Source organism: Marivita geojedonensis (assembly GCF_002115805.1).
GTDB classification, from domain to species: domain Bacteria; phylum Pseudomonadota; class Alphaproteobacteria; order Rhodobacterales; family Rhodobacteraceae; genus Marivita; species Marivita geojedonensis.
Genome location: NZ_JFKC01000006.1, coordinates 130215 through 156584, shown reverse-complemented (window position 1 = coordinate 156584; position 26370 = coordinate 130215). Strand labels below are relative to the sequence as shown.

Annotated in this window: 26 protein-coding genes, 1 other RNA gene and 1 pseudogene; 14 read left to right on the top strand and 14 right to left on the bottom strand. The window is 62.1% G+C overall.

The window, feature by feature from the left end:
- The first annotated feature begins 51 nt into the window (after positions 1-51).
- Positions 52-777, top strand: coding sequence for a FadR/GntR family transcriptional regulator (locus MGEO_RS09340; protein WP_085636447.1), 726 nt, complete (start codon positions 52-54; stop codon positions 775-777).
- Positions 778-782: 5 nt separating this feature from the next.
- Here MGEO_RS09340 and MGEO_RS09335 read toward each other — a convergent pair whose 3' ends face one another.
- Positions 783-1535: a cytochrome c biogenesis CcdA family protein gene (locus tag MGEO_RS09335; protein WP_085636446.1), complete on the bottom strand. Its 753-nt coding sequence runs from the start codon at positions 1533-1535 to the stop codon at positions 783-785.
- A 104-nt stretch (positions 1536-1639) separates the two neighbouring features.
- Here MGEO_RS09335 and MGEO_RS09330 point away from each other — a divergent pair, with 104 nt between their 5' ends.
- On the top strand, positions 1640-1861 hold the full coding sequence (locus MGEO_RS09330) for a sulfurtransferase TusA family protein (protein ID WP_085636445.1): 222 nt from the start codon (positions 1640-1642) through the stop codon (positions 1859-1861).
- A 62-nt stretch (positions 1862-1923) separates the two neighbouring features.
- Here the strand turns inward: MGEO_RS09330 and MGEO_RS09325 are convergent, their stop codons facing one another.
- A complete protein-coding gene (locus MGEO_RS09325; protein WP_085636444.1) occupies positions 1924-4776 on the bottom strand; it encodes an Rne/Rng family ribonuclease in 2853 nt (950 codons plus the stop codon).
- 443 nt (positions 4777-5219) lie between these two features.
- Between MGEO_RS09325 and MGEO_RS09320 the strand changes: the two genes are divergently transcribed.
- The 4 genes from MGEO_RS09320 to MGEO_RS09305 all read left to right on the top strand — a co-directional run bounded on the left by MGEO_RS09320 (position 5220) and on the right by MGEO_RS09305 (position 8290).
- Positions 5220-5687, top strand: coding sequence for a YbaK/EbsC family protein (locus MGEO_RS09320; protein WP_085636443.1), 468 nt, complete (start codon positions 5220-5222; stop codon positions 5685-5687).
- Between the two features lie 108 nt (positions 5688-5795).
- Positions 5796-6215 carry a DUF2852 domain-containing protein gene (locus tag MGEO_RS09315; protein WP_085636442.1) on the top strand — a complete coding sequence of 140 codons (420 nt, stop codon included), beginning with the start codon at positions 5796-5798 and terminating at the stop codon, positions 6213-6215.
- 72 nt (positions 6216-6287) lie between these two features.
- Positions 6288-6737 (top strand): RDD family protein, encoded by a 450-nt coding sequence (locus MGEO_RS09310; protein ID WP_085636441.1) that lies wholly within the window; start codon positions 6288-6290, stop codon positions 6735-6737.
- 335 nt (positions 6738-7072) lie between these two features.
- Positions 7073-8290, top strand: a complete 1218-nt coding sequence (locus MGEO_RS09305) for an aminopeptidase P family protein (protein ID WP_085636485.1) — start codon at positions 7073-7075, stop codon at positions 8288-8290.
- 78 nt (positions 8291-8368) lie between these two features.
- Here the strand turns inward: MGEO_RS09305 and MGEO_RS09300 are convergent, their stop codons facing one another.
- From MGEO_RS09300 to MGEO_RS09280, 5 genes are all read right to left on the bottom strand, one after another.
- On the bottom strand, positions 8369-8623 hold the full coding sequence (locus MGEO_RS09300; RefSeq protein WP_085636440.1) for a ribbon-helix-helix domain-containing protein: 255 nt from the start codon (positions 8621-8623) through the stop codon (positions 8369-8371).
- Positions 8620-8793 carry a DUF4169 family protein gene (locus tag MGEO_RS09295; protein WP_085636439.1) on the bottom strand — a complete coding sequence of 58 codons (174 nt, stop codon included), beginning with the start codon at positions 8791-8793 and terminating at the stop codon, positions 8620-8622. The genes MGEO_RS09300 and MGEO_RS09295 overlap by 4 nt, the downstream gene beginning before the upstream one ends.
- Positions 8794-8890: 97 nt before the next feature.
- Positions 8891-10285 (bottom strand): class II fumarate hydratase, encoded by a 1395-nt coding sequence (gene fumC / locus MGEO_RS09290; RefSeq protein ID WP_085636438.1) that lies wholly within the window; start codon positions 10283-10285, stop codon positions 8891-8893.
- Between the two features lie 78 nt (positions 10286-10363).
- Positions 10364-10864 (bottom strand): SspB family protein, encoded by a 501-nt coding sequence (locus tag MGEO_RS09285; protein ID WP_085636437.1) that lies wholly within the window; start codon positions 10862-10864, stop codon positions 10364-10366.
- A 95-nt stretch (positions 10865-10959) separates the two neighbouring features.
- On the bottom strand, positions 10960-11604 hold the full coding sequence (locus tag MGEO_RS09280; protein WP_085636484.1) for a DUF1194 domain-containing protein: 645 nt from the start codon (positions 11602-11604) through the stop codon (positions 10960-10962).
- Positions 11605-11742: 138 nt separating this feature from the next.
- On the opposite strand from MGEO_RS09280, the gene MGEO_RS09275 reads away from it, so the two are divergent.
- Positions 11743-12780 (top strand): zinc-dependent alcohol dehydrogenase family protein, encoded by a 1038-nt coding sequence (locus MGEO_RS09275; protein WP_085636436.1) that lies wholly within the window; start codon positions 11743-11745, stop codon positions 12778-12780.
- A gap of 27 nt (positions 12781-12807) precedes the next feature.
- Here the strand turns inward: MGEO_RS09275 and ssrA are convergent.
- Positions 12808-13159, bottom strand: a transfer-messenger RNA (tmRNA) gene (ssrA, locus tag MGEO_RS09270).
- Positions 13160-13216: 57 nt separating this feature from the next.
- Here ssrA and MGEO_RS09265 point away from each other — a divergent pair.
- Positions 13217-13819, top strand: a complete 603-nt coding sequence (locus tag MGEO_RS09265) for an HD domain-containing protein (protein WP_233139789.1) — start codon at positions 13217-13219, stop codon at positions 13817-13819.
- A gap of 6 nt (positions 13820-13825) precedes the next feature.
- On the opposite strand, the gene MGEO_RS09260 is transcribed toward MGEO_RS09265, so the two are convergent.
- The gene (locus tag MGEO_RS09260) at positions 13826-14668 is read right to left on the bottom strand and encodes a class I SAM-dependent methyltransferase (protein ID WP_085636435.1); all 843 of its coding nucleotides are present in this window, start codon (positions 14666-14668) and stop codon (positions 13826-13828) included.
- A gap of 177 nt (positions 14669-14845) precedes the next feature.
- Here MGEO_RS09260 and MGEO_RS09255 point away from each other — a divergent pair, with 177 nt between their 5' ends.
- Together MGEO_RS09255 and MGEO_RS09250 are read left to right on the top strand one after the other, a co-directional pair.
- On the top strand, positions 14846-15442 hold the full coding sequence (locus MGEO_RS09255) for a Crp/Fnr family transcriptional regulator (RefSeq protein WP_085636434.1): 597 nt from the start codon (positions 14846-14848) through the stop codon (positions 15440-15442).
- Positions 15443-15511: 69 nt separating this feature from the next.
- Positions 15512-15703, top strand: coding sequence for a YgaP family membrane protein (locus MGEO_RS09250; protein WP_085636433.1), 192 nt, complete (start codon positions 15512-15514; stop codon positions 15701-15703).
- Between the two features lie 104 nt (positions 15704-15807).
- Here the strand turns inward: MGEO_RS09250 and MGEO_RS09245 are convergent.
- Positions 15808-17831: pseudogene (locus MGEO_RS09245) on the bottom strand (PhoX family protein).
- A gap of 261 nt (positions 17832-18092) precedes the next feature.
- Here MGEO_RS09245 and MGEO_RS09240 point away from each other — a divergent pair.
- On the top strand, positions 18093-18899 hold the full coding sequence (locus MGEO_RS09240) for a DUF1194 domain-containing protein (RefSeq protein WP_085636432.1): 807 nt from the start codon (positions 18093-18095) through the stop codon (positions 18897-18899).
- Between the two features lie 10 nt (positions 18900-18909).
- On the opposite strand, the gene MGEO_RS09235 is transcribed toward MGEO_RS09240, so the two are convergent.
- Complete coding sequence (locus MGEO_RS09235; RefSeq protein WP_085636431.1) at positions 18910-19260, bottom strand: DUF4345 family protein; 351 nt, start codon at positions 19258-19260, stop codon at positions 18910-18912.
- Positions 19261-19391: 131 nt separating this feature from the next.
- Here MGEO_RS09235 and MGEO_RS09230 point away from each other — a divergent pair, with 131 nt between their 5' ends.
- The 3 genes from MGEO_RS09230 (at position 19392) to MGEO_RS09220 (ending at position 23014) form a co-directional block, all read left to right on the top strand.
- Entirely contained in the window at positions 19392-20654 is a 1263-nt protein-coding gene (locus MGEO_RS09230; RefSeq protein ID WP_085636430.1) for a hypothetical protein, read from the top strand.
- Complete coding sequence (locus MGEO_RS09225; protein WP_085636429.1) at positions 20651-22027, top strand: cytochrome P450; 1377 nt, start codon at positions 20651-20653, stop codon at positions 22025-22027. Before MGEO_RS09230 ends, MGEO_RS09225 begins: the two co-directional genes overlap by 4 nt.
- Before the next feature lie 99 nt (positions 22028-22126).
- Positions 22127-23014 carry a fructose bisphosphate aldolase gene (locus tag MGEO_RS09220; RefSeq protein WP_085636428.1) on the top strand — a complete coding sequence of 296 codons (888 nt, stop codon included), beginning with the start codon at positions 22127-22129 and terminating at the stop codon, positions 23012-23014.
- Between the two features lie 23 nt (positions 23015-23037).
- Here the strand turns inward: MGEO_RS09220 and arsB are convergent, their stop codons facing one another.
- The 3 genes from arsB to MGEO_RS09205 all read right to left on the bottom strand — a co-directional run bounded on the left by arsB (position 23038) and on the right by MGEO_RS09205 (position 26117).
- A complete protein-coding gene (gene arsB / locus MGEO_RS09215; protein WP_085636427.1) occupies positions 23038-24045 on the bottom strand; it encodes an ACR3 family arsenite efflux transporter in 1008 nt (335 codons plus the stop codon).
- 64 nt (positions 24046-24109) lie between these two features.
- Positions 24110-24688 carry a DUF924 family protein gene (locus tag MGEO_RS09210; RefSeq protein WP_085636426.1) on the bottom strand — a complete coding sequence of 193 codons (579 nt, stop codon included), beginning with the start codon at positions 24686-24688 and terminating at the stop codon, positions 24110-24112.
- A 127-nt stretch (positions 24689-24815) separates the two neighbouring features.
- Positions 24816-26117 carry an MFS transporter gene (locus MGEO_RS09205; protein WP_085636425.1) on the bottom strand — a complete coding sequence of 434 codons (1302 nt, stop codon included), beginning with the start codon at positions 26115-26117 and terminating at the stop codon, positions 24816-24818.
- Positions 26118-26370 lie beyond the last annotated feature (253 nt).

Below are 26370 nucleotides of genomic sequence, written 5' to 3'. Positions count from 1 at the left end.
TGCGACTCAGGGCTTGCCAAAATAATTGTCAGACAATTAAATGCCTGACAAATGAAAAATGCAGAACCCGAGAAAAGCCTGTCCGCCCAGATCGCGGACGCCATCCGCACCGCAATCGTCGATGGGCGGCTGCTGGTCGGAGACCGTCTGCCCTCCGAGGCGGAACTTGCGGAACAGCACGGCGTGTCCCGTGCGACGGTGCGTGAAGCGCTGAAACGGCTGGCCGCGCAATCGCTGATCCGCACCGAACGCGGCGCGTTTGGCGGGGCGTTTGTCAATCACCTGTCCTATGACGAGGCCCGCGCGCAGCAGGTCACGACCTCGACCCTTCTGCTCGGCATGAACGCGATCAGCTTTCAGGTCGCCTGCGAGGCCCGCTATGCGCTCGAACGCAGTTGCACGTCGCTGGCCGCCGAACGGCGCACGGACAGCCTGCTAGCCACGATGCGGAACGAGATCGAAACGCAGTCGGCACCCGATCTGTCGGACGAGGCGTTCTGCGCCTCCGACGTGGCCTTCCACCGCGCGCTGGTCGATTGTGCGGGCAACGAGGTGCTCAGCTATCACCTTGCCGGAAGTGTCGAGGCGATGCAGCCGCTGATGAACATGATCACCTTCACTGCGCGCAGCCGGGCCGAAATCATCGACCTGCACCGCGCGATTGTCAGCGGTCTGGAAGCGCGCGATGTGGCGTCGGTGGATCGCGCGCTCGCGGCTCTCGAGGCCTACACGATTACGCTCGGTCAATCGGTGCTCAGGGCCCGCGCCACCCGCTGAGCGGGTTACCCCAGAAGCGCCAGCCCCGGGAAGGTCTCCAACAGCCAGAAGGCAAACGAGGTGAACGCGCCCGTCACCAGCGCGATCCCGACGATTACCAGAAGCGCGCCCATCGCCAGTTCGATCTTGCGCATGTGCTTCTTGATGCGGTTCATCACGCCCATCGCACGGGTCAGGAACATCGCTGCCAACAGAAACGGTATCCCGAGACCCGCCGCATAGACGGCCAGCAAAAGCGTGCCGCGCGTCACCGACGCCTCGCTTGCGGCCATCGACAGGATCGCCCCCAGCTGCGGACCGATGCAGGGCGTCCATCCAAAGGCGAAAGCCAGCCCCAGAACATAGGCGCCAAAGGCCGAACCGCCCTGCTGACCCGCCTCAAGCCGGGCTTCCTGATCCAGAAACGGGATGCGGAAAACGCCCAGGAAATGCAGCCCGAACAGGATCACCACAACGCCCGACGCCTGCGCCAGCTGTGTCTGGTATTCCAGAAAAAACGCCCCGAATGCCGAGGCCGTGAACCCCAGCAGGATAAAGATCGTCGACAGTCCCAGCACAAAGAACAGCGCTGCGATCACTCCGCGCTTGCGCCCTTCGCCACCAGCCTCGATATCGGCCACGCTCACGCCCGACATGTAAGCCAGGTACGGCGGCACGATGGGCAGCACGCAGGGGCTCAGAAACGACAGCGCCCCGGCCAGCAGCGCGACGCTCATGGCCGGCAGAAGCGCTGCATCGATGATCTGAAATTCCAACATAGCTCCGACATATGCCAAGCCGTGCGCCCTGTCACGCGACGCGCGGTCACATGATTGTGCCACGACAGTGGACAGCGCCGCCTGCGCCGCCTAAATCCGGCGATATGAGCGAAGAACTTGATGCCACCGGGCTGCTGTGCCCCCTGCCCGTTCTCAAGGCGCGAAAGCGCCTGATGGGCCTTTCCTCAGGTGCGGAGCTGCATGTGCGCACCGACGATCCCGCCGCCATTGTCGACATGCCGCATTTCTGCAACGAGGCCGGGCACACCCTTGTCAGCAGCATCGCAGACGGCGATGCCATGCTCTGGGTGATCCGCAAAGCCTGAGCCGCAAAAGAAAACGCCCCCGAGGCAAACACGGGGGCGTTGTTCCTTAGGCATCGCTCGGGTCAGCGACCGAGCGACCACCAGCCTTTGCGCTTCTTCTTCGGTTCCTCATCAGCCGACACGTCCGCATCTGCCCCCACCGGCTCCGGTTCGGGCTGCGGCGCAGGGGCCGCCTGTTCCGGCTCGGGCGCGGGCGTCGGGGCTTCGGCAACAGGCTCGGGCTCCGGTGTGACAACTTCAGGAACCGGTGCGATCTCTTCCGTCGGAACCGGCGCGGCTTCGGGGGCGTCCTCTGCCTTGGCCGGCTTTTTCGCCCGGCTGCGCTTTGCCGGTTTCTTCGGCTCCTCGGCCACCTCGGCGCCGTCTTCGGCCGGCTCGGCCTTCTTGCGGGAGCGGGTACGCTTCTTCTTCGGCGCTTCTTCGGCTTCGGCCTCGGGCTGTGCCTCGGCGGTCTCGGCCACCTCTGCCTCTGCCGGAGCCGCGTCTGCTGCCTTGCTGCGCGAAGACGTCCGGCTGCGGGACTTCTTCGGTGCCGGTGCTGCCTCTTCCGCGTCTGCCTCTGCAGGGGTTTCTTCTGCAGGGGCGTCCGCATCCGCTACAGCCGCAACAGTCTCGTCCTTGTCCTTGGCCTTCCTCGACCGGGACCGGGTGCGCTTGGGTTTTGCCGGTGCCGCTTCTTCGACCGGCGCCTCGGTCACCTCTGCGGCGGCCTCCTGCGCCTCAGCCTCTACCGGCTCGGCCTCTGCAGGCGCATCCTGCTGTTCGTCTGCGTCGCCTGCGGCCTCCTGCGGGGTCTCGCCTTCGTCCTGACGATCCCGGTTGCGGTTGCGGCCACGCCCCCCCCGGCGCGACCGGCGGCGGCGTTTCTTGGGCTTGTTGGCGTCATCCTCTGCCGCATCGGTAGCGGCCTCGACCTGATCTTCCTCTTCCGCCGCGTCCTCATCGACCTGATCCATGATCGAGGTATCGACCGACACCACAGGCGCTGTCGCTTCGGGCACCGAACGCGTCGCGGTCTTGAACTTCTCCATGGTGAAGTCCGGGCTGACCATGTGGACGTCGCCCTCAATCCGCACGGACATGCCGTAGCGCGCTTCGATCTGGGCCACATGTTCGCGCTTCTGGTTCATAAGGAAGTTGGCGATGGACACCGGACAGCGGACCAGCACCTCGCGCGACCGACGCCGCACGCCCTCTTCCTCGATCTGTCGCAGCACCTGCAGCGCCATGTTGTCATCCGAACGGATCAAACCCGTGCCATGACAGGACGGGCACGGCTGTGTCGTCGCCTCGATCATGCCCGGGCGCAGGCGTTGACGGCTCATTTCCATCAGGCCAAAGCCCGAAATCCGACCCACCTGAATCCGGGCACGGTCGTTCTTGAGCTTGTCCTTGATGCGCTTCTCGACGGCGTTGTTGTTCTTGCGCTCGTCCATGTCGATGAAGTCGATCACGATCAGGCCCGCAAGGTCCCGCAGACGCAGCTGACGCGCCACCTCTTCGGCGGCCTCAAGGTTGGTCTTGAGCGCGGTTTCCTCGATCGAGCCTTCCTTGGTGGCCCGGCCCGAGTTCACGTCGATCGCCACAAGCGCTTCGGTCACGCCGATCACGATATAGCCGCCGGACTTGAGCTGCACCGTCGGGTTGAACATGCCCGACAGGTAGGATTCCACCTGATGCCGCGCGAACAGCGGCATCTGGTCAACGTAATGCTTCACGTTCTTGGCGTGGGACGGCATGATCATCTTCATGAAGTCCTTGGCGATGCGGTAGCCGCGTTCGCCCTCGACCAGAACCTCGTCGATATCCCGGTTGTAAAGATCGCGGATCGACCGTTTGATCAGGTCGCCCTCTTCGTAGATCTTCGCCGGCGCAATGGATTTCAGCGTCAGTTCGCGGATCTGCTCCCACAGGCGCTGGAGGTACTCGTAGTCGCGCTTGATCTCGGTCTTGGTGCGTTTCGCACCAGCGGTCCGGATGATCAGGCCCGCCCCTTTCGGAACGTCGATGGAATTGGCGATTTCCTTGAGCTTCTTGCGATCCGGTGCATTGGTGATCTTGCGGCTGATGCCACCACCGCGCGCGGTGTTCGGCATGAGCACACAGTACCGGCCCGCCAGCGACAGATAGGTGGTCAGCGCCGCACCCTTATTGCCGCGCTCTTCCTTGACGACCTGCACCAGAAGGATCTGGCGCACCTTGATCACTTCCTGGATCTTGTATCGCTTCGGGCGCGGCTTGCGCGCCGGGCGGATGTCTTCCTGCGTATCGTCATCGGCAACCGCTTCGATGGTCTCGTCGCGGTCCGCCGGCTGCGCCTTGTCGTCTTCGTCACCGTCTTCGGCGTCGTCGTCCTCTGCGACAGAGTCCTCAACCTCGAACCCGTCTGCATCTTCGGGTTCCTCAACCGGGGTCTCCGCCACGGTTTCCATGGGCGACAGACCTTCATCCTCGTCCCCGTCTTCGGACAGGTCGATGGTCTCCATCCCCGAGATTTCCTCGGAAATGTCCTTGGTCGCTACGGCATCGTCACTCTCGGACTTAGCCGCCCGCGAACGGTTGCGCCCGCGCCCGCGGCGCGATTTGGGCTTTTCGTCTTCATCGTCGCGGCGCGCCTGCGACTCGGCATAAGCCCGCTCTTCCTCAAGCAGCGCCTCGCGGTCCGCCACCGGGATCTGATAATAATCCGGGTGGATTTCGGAGAAGGCCAGGAACCCATGACGGTTGCCGCCATAATCCACGAACGCCGCCTGAAGCGACGGCTCGACCCGTGTTACTTTTGCGAGATAGATGTTGCCAGCGAGCTGGCGCTTGTTTTCGGACTCAAAGTCAAACTCCTCGACCTTGTTTCCATCGACCACCACAACGCGTGTCTCTTCCGCGTGGGTGGCATCGATAAGCATTTTCTTGGGCATAAATTCCGTGCGCACAACCGTCGCGGCCCGCCTCTGTATAAAGGTGGACCGGATCGGGTGTGTCTTGTCGTGGCGAGAGAGGGCGCAGCGGCTGGCCGGGGTGAAATGCCCCGTCGCTCAAGCCTCATGTTCTGCGCGCGTTTCATCGCGTTTCTTCTCCGACACATGCCGCGAAGCGACTGCGTCCGTTGCGAACCTGATGTTCGAAAAACCTCAGGTGTTTGTAGAAGGCCTTTCGGCCGTAACAGCGTGTCGGAAGCTCAGGACACTGTGCCGATGCTCACGACAGCGAAACTCTTGGCCCACGAGTCCGCAAAACGGATTGGGCTGTCGTCTACAATAAGGGCAGACAGGTCCATTGCACAATGGGCAATCTCACCTTTTCTGCAGCCGAACTACGGCATATGACACCGTGAACGTCAGGAAAGAGCGAAAGGCACCCCATGAGCAAGAGCCTCAAACGCGTCCGCGCCGCCCTCGAAGCTGCAGGTCTGCCTGCGGATATTCGCGACGTGGGTCAGGCCCGCACCGCGCAGGAGGCGGCCGACAGCGTGGGGTGTCACATCGACCAGATCGTGAAATCCATCATCTTCCGCGCCGAACGGAACGGCGATGCGGTTCTGTTCCTGACAGCCGGTGGCAACCGGGTCGATGGCGACAAGGCGTCCGCATGCGCGGGGGAACCGCTGGGCAAGGCGGATGCCGGACTGATCCGCACTCAGACAGGCTTTGCCATTGGCGGGGTCGCCCCCGTGGGACACCTGTCCCCGATCCGCGCATGGCTCGATCCCCGCCTGCTGGATTTCGACACGGTTTGGGCCGCCGCAGGCACCCCACGCCATGTTTTTCCACTGAATCCGGCGCTGCTTCCGGAAATTTTGTCCGCACAACTATCTGATTTTACTTCATAAAATAAGTGAATGTAAAAAACATTCACATCTTCCCTTGCAAACACCAACCTCAACCCCGATCTATTCAATGTGAAAGACATTCACATTACGCAAACAACGGAGTTGAAAATGAGTACGATCGCCGCCCCCGCTTCTCTTCCCGCCCGTTCGGGCTGGTTCTCCCGCGCCGAGGCGTGGCTGGACAACAAAGGTAAAGGCGCCTGGATCGCCGCAATGGTCCTTGGCTTTATCTTCTTCTGGCCGGTCGGCCTCGCCCTTCTCGCCTATATGATCTGGAGCAAACGCATGTTCAACAAATCCTGCAGCAGCCGCCGCATGTCCCCGAAATTCACCGCGATGCGTTCGTCCGGGAACACTGCCTTCGACGCTTACAAGAACGAAACCCTGCGTCGCCTCGAAGAAGAGCAGGAAAATTTCGAAGCCTTCCTCAAGCGTCTGCGCGATGCCAAGGACAAGGCCGAGTTCGACCAGTTCATGGACGAACGCGCCAAGGCCGCGAAGGAAAGCCGCGAAACCGAAGACGCCTGATCCTTGTACGCTCCTCCCGTGGCCCCATATCGGGGCCACACCCCTCTCTCAGTGAAAGAACGGTTTTCGACAATGTACGCCACCGACACCTATCCCAACCTGCCTGACCCGATGGTTCAGCCCGAGTTCTATGACAGCGTGACCATCAAGCGCGGTCTGGCCTGGCTGGTCGACGCGGTCCTGATCGCGGCCCTGCTGGTGCCCGTGGTGGTGATGACGGCGTTCATCGGGATCTTCTTCCTGCCGTTCCTGTTCTTCGTCACCGGCTTCATCTACCGCGTGGCGACGATCACCGGACGCTCCGCCACCTGGGGGATGCGCCTGATGTCGATCGAATTCCGCGACAGCCGGGGCGAGCATTTCGACTTCAGCCAGGCCTTCATGCACACGCTGGGCTACACCGTGTCGATGGCAGTCTTCCCGCTGCAACTGATCTCCATCGCGATGATGTTCCTCACCGAACGCGGCCAGGGTCTGACCGACATGCTGCTTGGCACTGTCGCCATCAACCGTCGTCTTTGATCCCTGCGGAGTGCCGCTTGAAGAGTCGGCACTCCAGTCAAGATGACCTCCCGCCGTCGCGCAGCGGCGGAGACGCGTCCGCCCGCCCCAAGGCGGGCGCTGGCTTTGCGTTCAGACGGCATGACATACCTTCAGGTACATGAAGGCACGCCCACCCCACCAAACCGATTGACAGACTCACTACCTTTCGCCATCCAACTCCCAGATGTGCCGACGATGGCGTCGTCGGAACAAGACCCACATCAAGCTTTCAATAGAAAGCGTATCGTCCTGAACGCCCGGATGTGATGCCGGGCGTTTTGCATGAGTCCCGGCGGATGCACGGAGACTTGACCATGTTCGATACCCCAAACCGTCCTCAGACCTTCACCTGCCAAAATGGCGACAAGGCCCCCCTTCCCTTTGCGCAGGCCGAGTACGATCAGCGCATCGCGGGCCTGCGCGCGATCATGGCCAGCCATGATCTGGACGCCGTTCTGCTCACCTCGATGCAGAACATCGCCTATTACTCGGGCTTTCTCTACTGCAGCTTCGGCCGCCCCTACGGCCTTGTCGTGACCCATGACAGCTGCACCACCGTCAGCGCCAATATCGACGGCGGCCAGCCGTGGCGACGCGCGCATTGCGACAACGTCATCTACACCGATTGGGAGCGCAACAACTACTGGCGTGCTGTTGCTGGACTGGTCGGCACAGGCCGCCGCATCGGTGTCGAGGGCGATCACCTGACCCTCGCCGCCCGCGCCACGCTCGATGCGTTCCTGAACAGCCCCGAGGTAATCGACATCGCCCCCGACACGATGCGCTCGCGCATGGTCAAGTCCCCCGCCGAAATCGCCCTCATCACCGAAGGCGCGCGCGTCGCGGATGTGGGCGGCTATGCCATCCGCGAGGCGATCAAGGCGGGTGCCCGCGAGATCGACATCGCCATGGCAGGCCGCGACGCGATGGAACTGGAAATCGCCCGCAGTTTCCCCGACAGCGAGATGCGCGACAGCTGGGTCTGGTTCCAGTCCGGCCTCAACACCGACGGCGCGCACAACCCGGTGACGATGCGGCAGCTTCAATACGGCGACATTCTCAGCCTCAATACCTTCCCGATGATCTCGGCCTATTACACGGCGCTGGAACGCACGCTGTTCCTTGGGGAACCCGATGCCGAGTCCCTGCGGATCTGGAAGGCCAACGTCGCCGCGCATGAACTGGGCCTGAGCCTGATCAGTCCGGGTATCTCCTGCGCCCAGATCTGCGACGAGATCAACCGTCTGTTTGCGCAGGAAAACCTGCTGCAATACCGCTCCTTCGGCTACGGTCACTCCTTCGGCATCCTCAGCCACTACTATGGCCGCGAAGCCGGTCTGGAACTGCGCGAGGATATCGACACGGTGCTGGAGCCGGGCATGGTGGTCTCCATCGAACCGATGCTCTGGATCCCCGAAGGCACAGCGGGTGCCGGTGGCTACCGCGAACACGACATTCTGGTCGTGACCGAGGATGGGGCGACCAACATCACCGGTTTTCCCTATGGGCCGGAGCACAATGTGATCGGCTAAGATTGCCAGTCATGAGACCCGCCGTCGCGCCAGCGGCGGCGGCGCGTCCGCCCGCCCCATGGCGGGCGGACGCTTGCACTAACGACTTTCCGCGCCCGACGATTGTGTTGGCACCTCTCCATCCCGATACCACGCCAGCACATAGACCCGGATCGCCGAAGCCAATCCGACCTCGATCTCCCGCTCTTCATCGATCTCTGCTGCCAGCGCATTGATCGGCATGTCCCGCGCCTCGGCAATGTCCCGGAATGCGCGCCAGAACGCATCTTCCAGCGACACGCTGGTGCGATGTCCCCGCAAAGTCAGCGACCGTTTCACGGGCCGTCCGCTCATGTGGTGGATTTGCCGTCCAGATCGCGCTTCGCCTTCTCGGCCTGCGCTTTCTCCAACGCCTTCTGCGCCTTGGTCCGACCGAACTTCACCGCATTCTCATCCGCCTTGGCGCGCTTCTCGGCCCGCGCCTTGGTCTTGCGGAACTGGTTGAGGTTGGTGACGTTGCTCATGCTCTCAGGATAAGCCCCCCGCAGAGCGAAGCAAGGCCCTTGAAAGGGCCTTGCCCACGCGATTTCAAAATCGCGTCCCAAGCCGTTTTGAAACGGCTTACCCCTTCGGACCGATCATGTCCTCTGGGCGGACCACGCGATCAAAGGTCTCTTCATCCACAAAGCCCAGCGCAATCGCCTCTTCCTTGAGGGTCGTGCCGTTCTTGTGCGCGGTTTTGGCAACCTTGGTGGCGTTGTCATAGCCGATGGTCGGCGCCAGCGCCGTCACCAGCATCAGGCTTTCCTTCATCAGCTTGTCGATGCGCGGCTCATTGGCCTCGATGCCCAAGAGCATCCGCTCGGTAAAGCTGTCCGCCGCGTCGCCCAGCAACTGCATGGACTGCAACAGGTTGTAGGCCATCATCGGGTTGTAGACGTTCAGCTCGAAATGCCCCTGAGAGCCGGCAAACTTGATCGCCGCGTCGTTGCCCATCACATGCGCCGCCACCTGCGTCAGCGCCTCGGCCTGCGTCGGGTTGACCTTGCCCGGCATGATCGACGAGCCCGGCTCGTTTTCCGGCAGGATCAATTCACCCAGACCCGAACGCGGGCCAGAGCCAAGAAGACGAATATCGTTGGCGATCTTGTAGCAGGACCCAGCAACAGTCGCCAAAGCGCCCGACATGAACACCATCGCGTCATGCGCGGCCAGTGCTTCAAACTTGTTCGGCGCGGTCACGAACGGCAGACCGGTGATCTCGGCCATGTTCGCCGCCACGGTCTCGCCCCAGCCCTTCTTGGTGTTAAGACCGGTGCCGACAGCCGTGCCGCCCTGCGCCAGCTCGTAGATGCCCGGCAGGCAGGCGTTAACCCGCGCGATGCCCTGGCGGATCTGATGCGCATAGCCCGAGAACTCCTGCCCCAATGTCAGCGGCGTGGCGTCCTGCGTATGGGTCCGGCCGATCTTGATGATGTCCTTGAATTCCTCGGACTTCTGCTCAAGCCCGGCCAGCAGCTTTTCCAGCCCCGGCAGCAGCACGTCGCGCACCGTCATCGCCGCGGCGATGTGCATCGCAGTCGGGAAGGTGTCGTTCGACGACTGGCCCATGTTGCAGTGATCGTTCGGGTGCACCGGGTCTTTCGATCCGATCACGCCACCGAGAATTTCAATTGCGCGGTTCGCAATGACCTCGTTGGCGTTCATATTCGACTGGGTGCCCGACCCGGTCTGCCAGACCACCAGCGGGAAGTTGTCGTCGAACTTGCCGTCGATGACCTCGCCCGCCGCCTGGATGATCGCATCGGCCAGCTTGGCATCCAGATCGCCGGACGCCTTGTTGGCCTGCGCACAGGCTTTCTTGATCACACCCAGAGCGCGGACAATCGCGACGGGCTGCTTTTCCCAGCCGATGGGAAAGTTCATGATCGACCGCTGCGTCTGCGCGCCCCAATACTTTTCGGACGGCACCTCAAGCGGGCCAAAACTGTCGGATTCGGTGCGGGTCTGAGCCATCTGGGCCTCCTCGGTATGCAGTTGCATGCCGTTTAGCCGCAAGCGCCCCGCAGAGCAATTGTCAAACTGGCGCAGGGGCTACTTGCGGAACGTGTCGAGACTGACGACCTCGGCATCCTTGCGCTCGGTCTTCGGGCTGTCCGCTTCAGGCGCTTTGCTGCGGGTCTTCGGCTCGGCCACCGGACGCGGAGCCGGAACCAGAGCACCGTCCTCAATCCCTTCACCCTCGGTACCTTCGAACCGCAGTCCGAATTCCACCGACGGGTCGACAAAGGTAAGAATCGCATCGAACGGGATATACAGCCGCTCCGGTGCGTCACCGAAGTTCAGCGTCACGGCAAAACCGTCCTCGGCCACCTCAAGATTGTCGAACCAGTGCTGCATGACCACGGTCATTTCACCGGGGTAGCGGTCCGACAGCCAATCCGCAATTTCAACGTCCGGGTGTCCCGTATCGAAGGTGATGAAAAAGTGGTGATCCCCCGGCAATCCATCCTTCTGGACGCCTTCGAGAACGGTGCGGATCAATCCGCGCATCGCCTGATGCATCAGGCTTCCATAATTGATGCCAGTCGTCATGCCGGAGGTCTCCCGAGTCTGTCTCGATCATATTGCATAAAATCCAAAACGAAAGGCCGCGCTTGCCGTAAAGTCATCAAACGCGCGGAATTCCGTCAGCCAAAGACCGAACTGATTTCACGTAGGATTTTGCGGCGGATCGCGCGGGCATAATCGCGGTGACCGCGCGCCGTTTCAACGAATCCATCCGCAGTGATGACATTGCGCAGATAGAAGTTGGTGATCGCCCGGCCCAGCCCCTCGATCGCCAGCCCATTCACCGTCACGCCCGAGCGTTCTGCATTCCGGCGCAGGCGACTCACCTCGCCCCCTGCGTTCGGAGTACCGTCACCCGACATATCGATAACCCGCCGCGCGCAGTCCGGTCCACGCTCAAAATGCTTGAGAGCGTGGCTCATCGCCTCGGCCGGGGCGGTGTTTGACATGACGAACGCGCGCGGCAGGCGCTGAACGGCATTCGCAAAAAGCTGCACATGACTGGGGCTGAGCATCTGGGTCCAATCAAGGCTGACTTCCTGCGCATCGACCCCCGACCACTGGATCACACTCAGCGCCACCTGATCGCGCACAAGGATTTCTGCAATCTCGGGATCGCGCAGAGCGGCAGCCAGCCCGTCGATCTGCAAACGGTACTCGCCCGGATCAACGGATTGCGACACGTCCATCGCCAGAATCAGCGCCGTCCGGCAGGCTTGGGCAGGCTGCGCAAGGCACAGACAAACAAGAAGACTTCGCCACATCATCGGCTCAAGTGACCCCGCCAAACCCCGCGAGGTCAAGGAAAAGACGCGTGATCGCCGGATCTTCCCGCGGGATTTTTTCTTTGATCTTCACGCGATGCCGAATTCATATGCGTCCCAAAGAGGGAGGAGACCACCATGCGCGCAGCCGTGATCCGGGCGTTCAACGAAGATCTGTCCATCGAAACCGTGGCCGATCCGGCCTGCCCCGAGAACGGCGTCGTTCTGGAAGTGGCGGCCTGCGGCGTCTGCCGCTCAGACTTCCACGGTTGGACGGGCGAACACCCCAAGGTGAAACCGGGCGACATTCTGGGCCATGAGTATTGCGGCACTGTGGTCGAGGCCGGACCTCTGGCGAAACACAAGGTGGGCGAGCGCGTCATCGCGCCCTTCATCCTGTCCTGCGGGTCCTGCCCGGCTTGCCACACCGGCGTGTCGAACACCTGCGCAAGCCAGATCGTGCCCGGCTTCGGCATACCGGGCGCCTATGCCGAACTGGTGGCCGTGCCGTTCGATCACAACCTCGTCCCCCTGCCCGAAAGCATGTCCCCCGCGCTGGCCGCCGGTCTGGGCTGCCGCGTCACAACCGCCTGGCACGCCCTGACCGACCGCGCCAATGTCCGCGCCGGGGAGTGGGTCGCGGTGCATGGCACCGGCGGCATCGGTCTTTCGGCAATGCTCTTGGCCAAGATGCTGGGCGCGCAGGTCGTGGTGGTCGACGTGGTGGATGAAAAGCTCGAACACGCGAAAAGCCTCGGCGCCGATGCGGCGGTGAACGCAACCAAGGAAGACGTCGCCAGCGCAATCCATGACATCACCGGCGGCGGTGCCCATGTGTCGATTGAAGCCCTCGGAATCGAGGTCACCACAAACGCCTCCATCGATTGCCTGCGCATCCTCGGGCGGCATGTTCAGGTCGGCATGCCCGCAGGCGAAACCGGCATGATGACCGTCAACATGCGCGGCATCTACGGCAAACAGCTGTCCTTTTTCGGGACGCGCGGGATGCCTGCCTGGAAATACCCGACGCTGTTCGACATGATCGAACGCGGACAGGTGGACATCCGCCCGATGGTGTCACGCGAAGTCACTCTGTCGGGGGCCAGCGCCGAACTCGCAGCGATGCGCGGACCGACTCCACCGGGAACCGCCGTCATCACGGACTTCACACGCTAAATGAAGATCGGATCATAATGAATTGAAAATGCAGGCTTCTGTTGCCAGGTGCCTGCGAACCCCGCCTGACGCGGCTAGGCGTCAGGGCTTAAAGATCGGTAGATCCGACTGCTTACGCAGCCATTGCCACCGGAGCATGGTTGTCATTTGCAACTATACTGTTTGAACCGATAACGGTGGTATCTAACCGGGACAAAGCTAACGTGTTTAGACGTTCGTCGATCCTGTTTCGGCCCCATGATCCTGCAAATGACAGGTTTTTGGTGGAGCCGCCGGGTACCGCCCCCGGGTCCGAGCCGCTTATTGAACGCGCGTTTATGTCCATAGTCCCCGAAGGAACATCCCGAATATCGGGGTTTCGCGGCGCGAATTCAAGGGGCATCTGGCGCAATCGCGCAAGCTGACGCATGATGCGATCAGCAGAAGGATCAAGCCGATGACCGACACACAGACCGTGTCCTTCACCCAGATGAAGGACGGCACCAAGGAAGACTACGAGCTTCTGGAAAAGCTGGAAAAACCCTATCTGGCCCTGACCCCCGATCGCGTCCTTGACGAACTTCGTCGGCAGGGCGAAACCACCCTCGAAGGCTACCGCATCACCCGTCTGCAACACGGCCTGCAATCCGCCACCCGCGCGGAAAACGACGGCGCGGATCTCGACTGGATCGTGGGTGCCCTGCTGCACGATGTGGGCGACGGGCTGGCCCCGCAGAACCACGACCGGTTCTCTGCCGAAGTCATCCGCCCCTTCGTCCGCTGGGAGGTCGCGTGGGTCGTCGAACATCACGGCATCTTCCAGATGCTGTATTATGGCCACCACTATGGCTGGGATCGCAACGCGCGGGACCGGTTCAAGGATCACCCCTGCTTCCAGTCCTGCGCCGATTTCTGCGAACGCTGGGACCAGTCGTCGTTTGACCCCGACTACCCGATGAAACCGCTCGAACACTTTGAACCGATGGTGCGCGAGGTCTTTGCCCGCAAGGCCTACGACCCCGCCGTGATCCGCGAAGGCGAGGTTGTCGGCCTGCCCTGACCCGGCTTAGCTCCGGACCGCCGTCACCAACATGGACACCAGCCGACCATCTGCGACGGCTGAAGTCGTGTTCCTCTGCCTCTCATCCATCCGGCTGCCCATGGCCGGAGTATCCTTTGGCGGTGGACCACTTGGCGGCGGCAGAGGCGGCACACTTTTGCTGTGGTCGGCGACATCCGAAAACCCGGCCTCGACCAGCGCACGCAGGAATGCATCGGGCGACAGGGCAAAGCTGGTCTCGGCCGTCATCGCCCAGGGCAACGGATAGTCGATCGGCGCGGTTCCGCTTTCGCCAAGATGGGTCACGACAATAACACCGCCCGGGCGCAGCACACGGAACGCCTCGGCGAACATGGCGGCTTTATCCGGCACATTCATCGTGACGTTCTGGCTCCAGACCAGATCGAAAACCCCGTCGTCATAAGGCAGGCTCGTGACTGATCCGACGCGATGTGAAATCCGGTCAGCCAACCCGACGAGAACATCGAGATCGGAGGCGGATTTTACGAACTCCTCACTTAAATCAATGGCTTCCACACCACACCTGAAGTGATGCGCGAGCCAGCGGGACGACCCGCCGATGCCGCTGCCTGCGTCCAGAACCGAAGCCCCCGGCTGCACCCTGGCAACCGCTGCCATGTTCTCGGTCAGCCGCACACCCCCGTGATGCAGCTGGTCTACCGGGAAAAGCGCCTCGACCGGAACCGTGCCCGGCGCGGCATCCGAAAGCCCGAGCTTATCAAGAAGACGGTTCGTCAGGTCCGAGGGGCCATAATGCGCCGCAACCTTGCTCTCGATTTCCTCGTGATCCATGGTGCTCTCCTTCGCAGCCAGAATTCCTGTCGCCATGTCCAGCCTGCGCTGCGACAGGCCGCAGATTCGGTTCGCGGCAACTGCACCCTAGCACAGAGCAGATGACACGGGCCGTCGCAAAACAGCATGTGAACACATGCTTAAAGCCGCACCGCCTCTTGCATCCGGGGCGCGGCTGGTGTGAGCTTTGCCGGTCGCAAAAAGAGGATTCCCGTGCCTCAGACCCGTCCCTTCTCGGCCAAACAGGGCCAGACCCTTTTCCAACCCGGGCAGGACTGCCCCGGCTTTCTTGACCTGACCAAAGGTTCGATCCGCGTCACGCTCACCGGCGCGTCGGGTCGCGAAGTGGTTCTCTACCGGGTGCGGCCCGGAGAGGTTTGCCTGCAGACGTTCTCCTGCCTTGTGGACGGGCACACCTATGGGGCCGAGGGCACGGTCGAGGCGGATATCGAAGGCACGCTGATCCCGGCCTCGCAGTTCCGACACCAGCTCGAGGTGGATCCGGATTTCCGGCAGAAAGTGCTGAGTTCGGTCGCCCTGCGCTTTTCCGAATACCAGCAACTGGTCGAAGACGTCGCTCTCACGGCATTTGATGCCCGGCTGGCCAAAGCTCTTCTGCGGCTCGCCGATCCGGATGGCACCGTCCATGCCACCCACTCTGCGCTGGCGGCCGAAACAGCCTCGGGCCGCGCCTATGTCACCCGGCGTCTGGCGGTGTTTGCGCAGAACGGCGTGGTCGAACAACTGCCCGACGGCATTGCAATCAAGGACAAACGCGCCTTGGAACAGATTGCCGCAGATACCCGGTGACTCTGTCACCGCGTCCGGGCACGACTCTTTGGTAATCTCCTCTCAATGGACATGAAAAGGAGACCCACCATGACCAAGAACGAAGGAACCATCGACCGAGTGCTGCGTGTGATTGTCGGTCTTGTCCTGCTCTCACTCGTCTTCATCGGACCGCAGACCATGTGGGGCCTGATCGGCATCGTTCCGCTGGCCACCGGCGTGATCGGCATCTGCCCGCTGTATTCAATCCTCGGGATCAGCACCTGCCCGATGAAGAGCTGACAGTTTTCTCAGAGCCGGTCTGAACGGCTCTGACCCTCACTGAAATCAGAACACAGAAAAGGCCCCGAAGCGTGCTCCGGGGCCGTTTCTTGTGCTGTCGAAGATCAAACGGCAATCACGCCGCCGTCTGCCTTCGTGACCACCACAACGGACGGGCGTGGCGGCATCGCGGGATCGAAATCAGGCCAGCGGGTCGCCGGGTCTTCAAAGGTCGAATTGCGTTCGAAGCCTTTGAAATCCTTGGTTCCATCCGTACCCGGATGCTGAACCGCCAGAAACAGCGTGCGGCTGTCATCGGCGAAATACGGTCCACAGAGTTCACCACCGACAGGGCAGCGGAAGAACAGCTTGGAATGACCACGCAGATCGCCCTCGGTCTCAAGCGCATACAGGCCGTCGGACTTGCCCGTCCGGCCCCAGCCGCCACCCTGATCGGTTGAGATCCACAGACGCCCCTCATTGTCGAAAGCACAATTGTCAGGGCTGCCGAACCAGCCGTTTTCACTGGTTTTCGGGTTCCACATCGCGCCGACCTCTTCGATCGCCGGATCGCCGCAGAGCACCACAATCGACCACGTTCCCTTGGTGGCCGAGTGGTTCTCACCGTCCTCCCGGATCTCGATGATGTGGCCGAAATTCGATTCGGGGCGCGGATTGGCGGCGTCCACCTGATCCGCCTTTCTGCGCGAATTGTTGGTGAGCATCATATACGCGGTGCCATTCGGACCGGGCTGCGCATCTTCCGGGCGGTCCATCGGCGTGGCGCCCAGCGCGTCGGCGGCCAGACGGGTGTCGATGGCGATATCTGCCTGGCTTTCAAATCCGTTTTCCGCCGTCAGCGGGCCTTCACCATGCACCAGCGGCAGCCAGTCAACGGTGCCGTCCTCGTTGAACCGCGCCACGTAGAGCGTGCCTTCGGACAGCAGAGGCGATCCGAAATAGCTGTTCTCTTCGGTGACGGGGTCTGCGGACACCCATTTGTATTGATAGTCGAAGCGGTTGTCGTCGCCGGAATAGATGACTAAACGACCATCGGACGCGATGGTTGTCTCGACCCCTTCGTGGCGGAACCGGCCCAGCGCGGTATGCTTGATCGGTGTCGCGTTCGGGTTCATCGGATCGACTTCGACGATATAGCCGAAGCGGTTCGGCTCATTCGGCTCTTTGTCGATGTTGAAGCGGTCGTAATATTTGCCCCACGCGTACCAGCGCCCCGGCACACCGTAGCGCTTCATCTGCGCAGCCTCGGCCTGCGCGGACAGGTCCGGATTGCCGTCGCCGTCCAGCGCATCGGTCCAGAAATAACCGTGGAAGTTTTCCTCGGCCATCAGGTAGGTGCCCCAGGGCGTCATGCCCCCGGCACAGTTGTTGATGGTCCCCAGAATGGTCATGCCGTTCGGGTCCGCATTGGTGCGCAGGCGCGGATGACCGGCGGCGGGGCCATCAAAGGTCATCGGGGTGTCTGCCGTGATACGGCGGTTGGCCGGGTTGTTGCGGTTCACCGACCATTTGCCGTTGTCGCCCTTCACGATCTCGAAAACGGACCCGCCATGCGCGGCCATCTCGATATCGACCAGATCTTTCGTCATGCCCGCGAAGTCCTGATTGTCCTGACGGCCCAGGCCGGGGAACATCACCTCTTCGTTGGTGTATTCGTGGTTCACGCAGAGCATGCCCCGCCCCGGTTCGATCTCGGCAAAGCCGACATAGTCGTTGTTGTAGCCGAACTGCTTGGCCTGCGCGGCGGCGGTCTGGTTCATCACGTCGAATTCGGGTGCGTCGGCAGTGATCGGATCCCCCAGCGCACCAGAATGTCGGCGTCGTATCCCTCTGCGATGTGGTGGCGTTCGTCGTTGCCCCATTGCAGTTCATCGAACCTGTAACGGCTGTCGGCAGCGGTCGCAGCCATCGCGGATTTCGGCGCGGTCAGCGCGCTGGAGCCGAACAGCGCGGTGGTGGCGGTCACCGCAAGCGAACCGCGCAGGAAATCGCGACGGCCATAGCGGCGGTTGATCACGTCACCGATGGTGTTGCCCAGATTGGGGTTGGTCGGAATGTCGTCAAAAGCCTCGAACGCCTCGGCGCGGTTGCCGTAGTCGGGGCTGGTGATGATGTCTTTACGCGACATGCGTATTCTCCTTGTGGCATAGACGAGCGGCTGAACTCAGAGCAGCAGCGTGTCCGGATACGGCTTGGGCACCGGATCACAGCCCGGGGGTTAGGCGGCGCGCATTACCGAAGTGTGAAGGATTTTCTGAACTTTTGTGACAACAGCCCAACCGTCGGTCAAAAACCGCACCTCGCGGCTGGCCTGCCGCGAATCCTGTCACCTGCATGGCCTCAAAACTTGTGATTGGACGCAGCGGCAAGGCTTGGGCATCCTCGCTTCATGAAACCGCTCTTTGCCCTTCTGGCCCTGCTGTGTCTCCTCTTGCCCCGCCCTGCCCAGACGCAGGCGGTCGAGGTGGAAGTCGATCTCGAACTGGTACTGATGGTGGACGTGTCCCGCTCCATGACCGAGCGCGAACTGGAAATCCAGAGACGCGGCTACGCCGAAGCGCTGCGCTCGGACGCGGTGTTCGCCGCGCTGCAATCGGGCCTGCTGCAAACCGTGGCGATGAGCTATGTCGAATGGGCCGGCACGCAGGAGGTGGTGATCGACTGGCGCGTGCTTCACTCTCGCGCCGACCTCGATGCGTTCGCCGAAATCCTGACCTCGCGCTTCGATCCGGCCCTTCGGCGCACCTCGATTTCCGAAGCCCTGATCTTTGGCGCGCGGATGATCGAAACCAACGCATTCCGCGGGCTGCGCCGCGTGATCGACATCTCGGGCGACGGTCCCAACAATCAGGGCCGCGCCGTCACCGTGGCCCGCGATGCCGTGTTGGCCAAAGGCATCACGATCAACGGCCTGCCGCTGCTGACGCAGGAGGGCATGGGCAGCGCGTGGCATCTGGACGGGCTCGACATCTACTACGAGACCTGCGTGATCGGCGGCCCCGGTGCCTTTGTCATTCCGGTTTTCGACTGGGATGATTTCGCCGAAGCCGTCCAGCGCAAACTGGTGCTCGAGATGGTGTCGCGCCCCGTGCCGCCCAGGATCATCCCCGCACAGGCGACACCGCGCGACCCGACCGATTGCCTGATTGGTGAGAAAATCTGGCAGGAGCGGCGCCGTTACTGGGACATGCCCTGAAGGCCGGCCTCTAAAGATTGGCGAGGATCAGCCACGCCGCCAGAGCCGCCTCGATTCCGAAATAAATCAATGCCTTGGGCATGGGCGGCCCATCAAGGACAAGCGACAGCCCCCGACCCGCAGCAGCGCCTGCATAGGCGATCCCCATCATGGCATAGGCCATCGGCGCACCGATCCAGAGGCACGTAAGCCCCAGCATCACGAACAGCCCGCCCACCGAAGCGCGCATTTCCGACAGACCCATCGTCGATCCCCTGGGCTCAAGGTCCAGCGCATCTGCCGTGAAACGGGGCGCCAGAAACCCAAAAGCTCCGAACGCGATGGTCAGCAGAGCGGCGAGGATGTTCAGAATGTCGATCATGGGGTCTCCATCGGGTGGTTCAGGCGAAAGCCCGTTCCTTTGGGACATAGCCCACCCAAGGACAAAACCACCAAACAATTGGCGCAACAGAGCTGTCTTGCTACAGTCCCGCAAAACCAGAGCAGTCCGCCATGTCCGCCCCGTCCAATCCAGTGCGTCGCCGCAAGGTGTTCTATATCCCCGGATACGACCCTTTCCCGGCGCGCCGGTACCGCGAACTGTACCGCACCGAGGGCGCGAGACAGGCTGGGATTTCCGACTATGCGCTGCATGTCGAAGCCGCCGACAGCGATGGCCCCTATGGCTGGCATGCCTCATCGCTCATCGACGACACGCGCGTGCAGGTCGATTTCGAGGTGCTTCTGTGGTCCGACATCGTGCGCGACAGCATGTCCGGCAGCATCCCGTCCACCTACTGGCAGCTCCTGCGCACGAGCTGGACCTATGTCGCATCCGGAACACTGCGGCGCCTTGCGGTTCTGCCGAAGGGACCGCTGATTGCGGCGCTTTATCCGATAGGGGTGCTGATCCTGCAACTGATCGCCGCGCTGCTTGTCGCGCATCTGACGGGGTGGGCACTCAGCACGCTCTTCTCGGCCGCAGCGCTCTGGGCATTCGGCGGCGGCGCAATTCTGACATGGGGGGCGTCGCTGCTTTATTGGACGCCGTTCTTTGCCATCGTCGTCCTGATCCTGCGCTGGTTCAAATCGCGGGACCGCAGAATCTATGCCTATTACCTGATGAACGACTATGCGTTTTCGGCCAGCCACAGGGGCGCAACGCCGTCTGCGCTGCAAACCCGGCTTGACGAATTCCGGGGCATCATCGCCACCGCCTTGCTGCAGGACTATGACGAGGTTCTGGTCGTCGGCCATTCCTCGGGCGCGCATCTGGCGGTCTCCATCCTCGCGGACATCCTGCGCGCGAACCCCCACCGTCCGGCCAGACCGGCCCTGTCCTTCCTGAGCCTCGGTCAGGTCATTCCGATGGTGTCCTTCCTGCCTGACGCGCACCAGCTTCGCGCAGATCTGCAATTCCTGTCCCAACGCGACGAGATCGTCTGGGTGGATGTGACCGCCCCCGGCGACAGCTGTTCCTTTGCCCTGTGCGACCCTGTGGGCGTGTCCGGTGTCGCCACACGCGACAAGCAGTGGCCACTGGTGTTCTCGGCACAGTTCTCGCGCTCGCTTTCACCCGAGCTGTGGCAGAGCCTGCGCAGGAAGTTCTTCCGCCTGCATTTCCAGTATCTCTGCGCCTTCGATCAGCCGCTCGACTACGACTATTTCCAGATCACCGCCGGGCCTTTGACACTGGGCCAGCGCTACGCCAACCGCCCCCCGTCGAAAAGCCGGATCGACGTGCCGGTGTCAAAATACACCTCTGTCACGCCGTGATCCCGCCCAAACCCAAATCCCGGCCCGATCGCGTCTCACTCTGGCGCTATATGAGGCTCTTCCGGCGGGACATCCTGTCGGCGCAGCCGGATCGGCTTTATGGCGCGTGGATGGCCGAGTTCCGCACGCCGTTCTTCCGCTCCTACCTCACCAATGAGCCCGAGCTGGTGCAGACGATCCTGAACGACCGCCCCCGCGATTTCCCGAAATCCGACCGCATTGGCGAAGGGCTGCAACCGCTTCTGGGGCAGTCGGTGTTTCTGACCAACGGTCCCGTCTGGGACCACCAGCGCCGCATCATCGACCCCGCCTTCGAGCGCGGCCGCCTTGCGCAGAGCCTGCCTGCCATGTGGGAGGCCGGTCATGCCATGGTGGCCCGCGTGCTCGACCGGATCGGGGACGGCGCAGACATCGAGATCGAGGAAGTCACCAGCCACGCGGCCGCCGATGTGATTTTCCGCACGCTGTTTTCAATCCCCATCGAAGACGCCATCGCATCGCAGGTGTTCCACGAATTCCGCGCCTACCAGCGCAGTCAGCCGATCCTGAACCTCGCAGCCTTCGTGCCCCTGCCCCGCTGGATGCCGCGCTTTCACCGCGCCGAGACCAAACGCGCCGCAAAACGCATCCGCGGCCTGATCACCCAACTCGTCGATCAGCGCAGGGCCGCCATCGAACGTGGCACCGCGCCCGACGATCTGGCGACACGGATCATGACCACCCCGGACCCGGAAACCGGGACGTGCTTTTCCCCCGAAGAGATGGTCGATCAGGTTGCCATCTTTTTCCTCGCCGGGCACGAAACCAGCGCCAGCGCGCTGGCCTGGGCGCTTTATCTGTGCGCCGCCGCGCCCGACTGGCAGAGTCGCGTGGCTGACGAGGCGACCGGTCTGGACAGCGCCAACGGCATCAAACACCTGACCACCAGCCGCGACGTGTTCCGCGAAACGCTGCGCCTCTACCCGCCTGTGCCGATGATGGTGCGGGAAACCACGAAGGCTGAAACCTTTCGCAAGCGCGCCATCCCCAAAGCGGCGCAACTGGTGCTCAGTCTGTGGCACCTGCACCGGCACACAAAACTCTGGCGCGATCCGGATGTGTTCGACCCGTCCCGCTGGCAGGCCGAGGACACCCGAACGTCATCGCGCGATGCCTATCTGCCGTTCAGCTCCGGACCCCGCGTCTGCCCCGGCGCAGGGTTTGCCATGGCCGAAGGACCGCTTCTGCTGTCGATGATGCTGCGCTCTGTCGAATTGATGCCTGTCGACGGGAAACCACCGCACCCGGTCGCCCACCTGACGGTGCGGGCGAAGGACGGGATATGGCTCAGGGCGCACCCCCGGCGCAGACTTGGGGAAAATAGCGCGACATAGCCGCATGGTTAGCGCTAACCTACTGGTAAGCCTCTATCTTTTTGACGACACCTGATCTAGGACGACCTCAACCGTTCCATTCCAGCTTGGGGATTCCACATGACCGACACCGCAATGGCAGACCGTATCGAAAACGGCGCAGGCTTCATTGCCGCGCTTGACCAGAGCGGCGGGTCCACCCCGAAAGCGCTGCGCCTCTACGGCATCGAGGAAGACGCCTATGACGGCGATGCCGAGATGTTCGCCCTGATCCACGACATGCGCTGCCGGATCATGACGGCGCCTGATTTCACCTCGGACAAGGTGCTGGGTGCGATCCTCTTTGAGCGCACCATGCGCGACACCGTCGAAGGGGTGCCAGTGCCCACGTACCTTTGGAAGAACCGTGGCGTGGTCCCGTTCCTCAAGATCGACAAGGGACTTGAGGACAAGGAAAACGGCGCGCAGGTGATGAAGCCGATGCCGGGCCTTGAGGCTCTGCTCGCCGATGCCAAGGCGATGGGTGTCTTCGGCACCAAGGAACGCTCGGTCATTCACGAAGCCAATGCCGCCGGCATCAAGGCTGTGGTCGATCAGCAGTTCGAGGTCGCAAAGACCGTCTGCGGTGCAGGCATGGTCCCGATCATCGAACCGGAAGTTGACATCAACAGTCCCACCAAGGCCGAAGCGGAAGCGATCCTGAAGCAGGAAATCCTGACCCATCTCAACGCGCTGGCTGAGGATGAGAAGGTCATGCTCAAACTGACGATCCCGACCGAGGACGGGCTTTATGTCGACCTGGCGGATCATCCCAACGTGCTGCGCGTCGTGGCGCTTTCGGGCGGCTACACCACCGACGATGCCTGTGAACGGCTCGCCCGGAACCCCAAGATGATCGCCAGCTTCTCCCGCGCCTTGGCCGAAGGGCTGTCGAAGCAGCAATCGGATGACGAATTCAACGCCGCCCTTGGCAGCAATATCGACAAGATTTTCGAAGCGTCGAAATAACCGGCCCCATCACGCGGGCGCGCCTAGTCGAAGCGCGCCCGTGTCCGGTTCGCGAAGGCCACCAGCGACAGCATCACCGGCACTTCGACCAGAACCCCGACAACCGTCGCCAGGGCTGCGCCCGAGTTCAGTCCGAACAGGCTGATGGCCACAGCGACCGCCAGTTCAAAGAAATTCGATGTGCCGATCAACGCGCACGGGGCCGCGATCCGGTGCGGAACGCGCAACACAAACGCCGCCGCATAGGCCAGCGCGAAGATGCCGTAGGACTGGATCAGGATGGGCACCGCGATCAGCGCGATGACCAGGGGCCGATCCAGAATGACCTGCCCCTGCAGGCCGAACAGGATCACCACCGTCGCAATCAACCCGAGGATCGACCACGGTTTCACCCTGTCCCGAAACGCATCAATCCTGTCATCGCTGCCCAGCCGCGCGCGCGTCCACAACCCGGCAGCCAATGGCAGAGCGACAAACAGGATCACCGACAAAACCAGCGTCTCCCAGGGCACCGCAATATCCGTCACACCCAGCAGGAAAGCGACGATGGGCGCAAAGGCAAACACCATCACCACGTCGTTCACCGAGACCTGCAAGAGGGTGTAACTCTCATCTCCGCGCGTGAGATGCGACCAGACAAATACCATAGCCGTACAGGGTGCAGCCCCAAGCAGGATCAAACCCGCAATGTATTGCTGCGCATCTTCGGGCGCGATCAGGTCCGCGAAGACGACCTCGAAGAACAGAACCCCAAGGGCTGCCATCGAAAACGGCTTGATCAGCCAATTGACCGCCAGGGTAATCATCAGGCCTTTGGGCTGTTTCGCCACGTCTTTCAGACTGCCCGGATCGACGCCGATCATCATCGGGTACACCATCGCCCAGATCAGAACCGCAACGACAAGGTTCACCCGCGCCACTTCTGCCGACGCCACGAGATTGACCAGCGCCGGAAAGGCCGAGCCGATGGCAATGCCCGCGACCATGGCCAGAGCCACCCAAAGCGACAGATATCGTTCGAACGTGGTCATGGTCCGGTTTTCTTGCAGAATATCTCGGATGGAGCCAAAGCTCTCAGCCGCGGCCCGGCAGCGCCTAGCCCGCTTTCTTCAACTCTTCCACAGTCGAGCCGTATCCGCCACCACTGACGTAATCCAGTTCATTCGCCGTGGAATGACGGCCCAGCGCGGTGTTGCGATACGGAAAACGGCCGAACTTGCGGATCACTTCGCGATGCGCCCGGGCATGCAGAAGATTGCTGGCTCCTTCCTGCGGCATCCGCTCCAGCATCAGGCGCACGCAGCGGTCCTGATCGCAGAGATTTTCGGAATGCATCAGCGGCAGATAGAAGAACTGCCGGGCAGGTTCGTCGATCTTCATGTCCCAGTTCTTGCCGATCGCCTGTTTCGCGGCCGCAAGTGCGAACCGGTCCGAGGCAAACGCCCTGCCCGTCCCACGGAACATGTTGCGCGGAAACTGGTCCATCAGGGTGATGTAGGCCAGGGTGCCGCTGGGATAGGTCAGCCACAGGGCGTGGCGGCCTTCCATCGCACCGTTCCATGCGTCTTCAAAGCGGTCGCGGATCTCCTGATCCAGCGCGTCCTCGGCCTTGTACCATCCACTCGGCCCGATCTCATCGAGCCAGAAACGCAAAACTTCTTCAGGCGTGACCATGACGTTCTCCCGATCTTAGGCGTGGCCTTCCAACAACTTACGGAGCGTAACCAAGAAACGATTCGGGAAACAGTCACTTTTCATGTCACTCCCGACACATGATGCACCGCGTCCACAATCGTTCCGGTCACGCGGCATTGGGTCCGCTCCCCGTGCGCTCGTCGGCCTGCGCTTCGGCCTCGGCCTCTGCCGCCTCTGCTGTCTCGACGGCCCATTCCGACGCATATTCGACCGTCACCGGTGAGGCGGTGGGCATCATGCCCTGATAGGCGCTGGTGTCCTCGGACGAGGGCGCGGGGCGCTGTGTCATCCGGTAAACCGCGTACCCGGTGAGCGCCAGCAGCACGACGGCAAGCAACACGAAATATCCCGGCGGCCCCATGACCTGCATCGCGTAACCGATGATCAGCGGCCCGGTGATCGCCCCTACCCCGTTCACGAACAGCAATCCGGCCGACGCGGCGGCCATGTCCTCGTGCTCGAGGAAGTCATTGGTATAGGCGATAAGCAGCGAATAGAGCGGGTTCGACAGCCCTCCGATCAGGAAGGCGGCCGCCACCAGAACGGAGAAATAGCTCCCGAGGATCATTCCCATCAGGGATGCCAGACCCGCGATCAGCGCCGAGAGTGCGATCAGCACGCGGCGGTCAAAGCGGTCCGACAGCCACCCCACCGGATACTGGAACAGCAGCGCCCCCACATAGAACGCCGCGGTGAAGATCGGGATCTGCCCGATGCTCAGCCCGGCTTCGGTCGCATAGACCGCCGCCATACCGAACTGCGCGGCAAAGACGCTGCCCATGAGGAACATGCCCACACAGCCCAGCGGCGATACGTTGAACAGTTCGACCAGCGTCATCCGCTTGGTGCTTTCGAACGCAGGTGTGGGCGAGATGGACAGCAGGATCGGGGCAAAGGCGATGGAGACCAGCACCGACGGGATCACAAACAGCAGGTATCCCGACGGATCCGGCACCACGAGCAAGCCCTGCGCAATGATGATCCCCAGCATCTGCACGATCATGTAGGCCGACAGCGCCTGCCCGCGCGTTTCATTGGTGGCCGAGTTGTTGAGCCAGCTTTCCGCAGTCACGTAGACCCCGCAGAAACAGAACCCGATCACCACACGTCCGATGATCCATGCAATCGGGTCCTGAATGGTCGGGAACAAAAGCAGCGCAGCCGAAACGAAAGACCCCAGCGCCGCAAAGACCCGCACATGGCCGACCCGCCGGATCATGTTCGGCGTCACCCGCGAGGCAAACAGGAAACCCGCGAAATAGGCCGACATGACGAGCGACATTTCGACGGACGAAAACCCGATCATCGAACCGCGCACACCGAGAAGCGAGCCCTGCAAGCCGTTGCCCAGCATCAGCAGCAGCATCCCCAGCAGCAGCGGCCAGGAGGTTCGGATCACAGTCAGCATGTCATATCCTCTGGCTCATGACAGTCCGGCCCGTGTGCCACGGGTTTCTCCCCCGCTAGATCAGCGCAGCGACACCCGCAACCACATGCGCGACTTTTTTCCCGCTTCGCATGGGGCCGGATCGGTGCGGGCGCGGAGAAATCGGCTGCGTCGGCGGGATATCGCCCGAATTCCAAAGCCATATTAACGACATATTGATATTCCATTTTTAGAATGTTTAATCCACGACACACCTACACGAGCAGTAGACTCC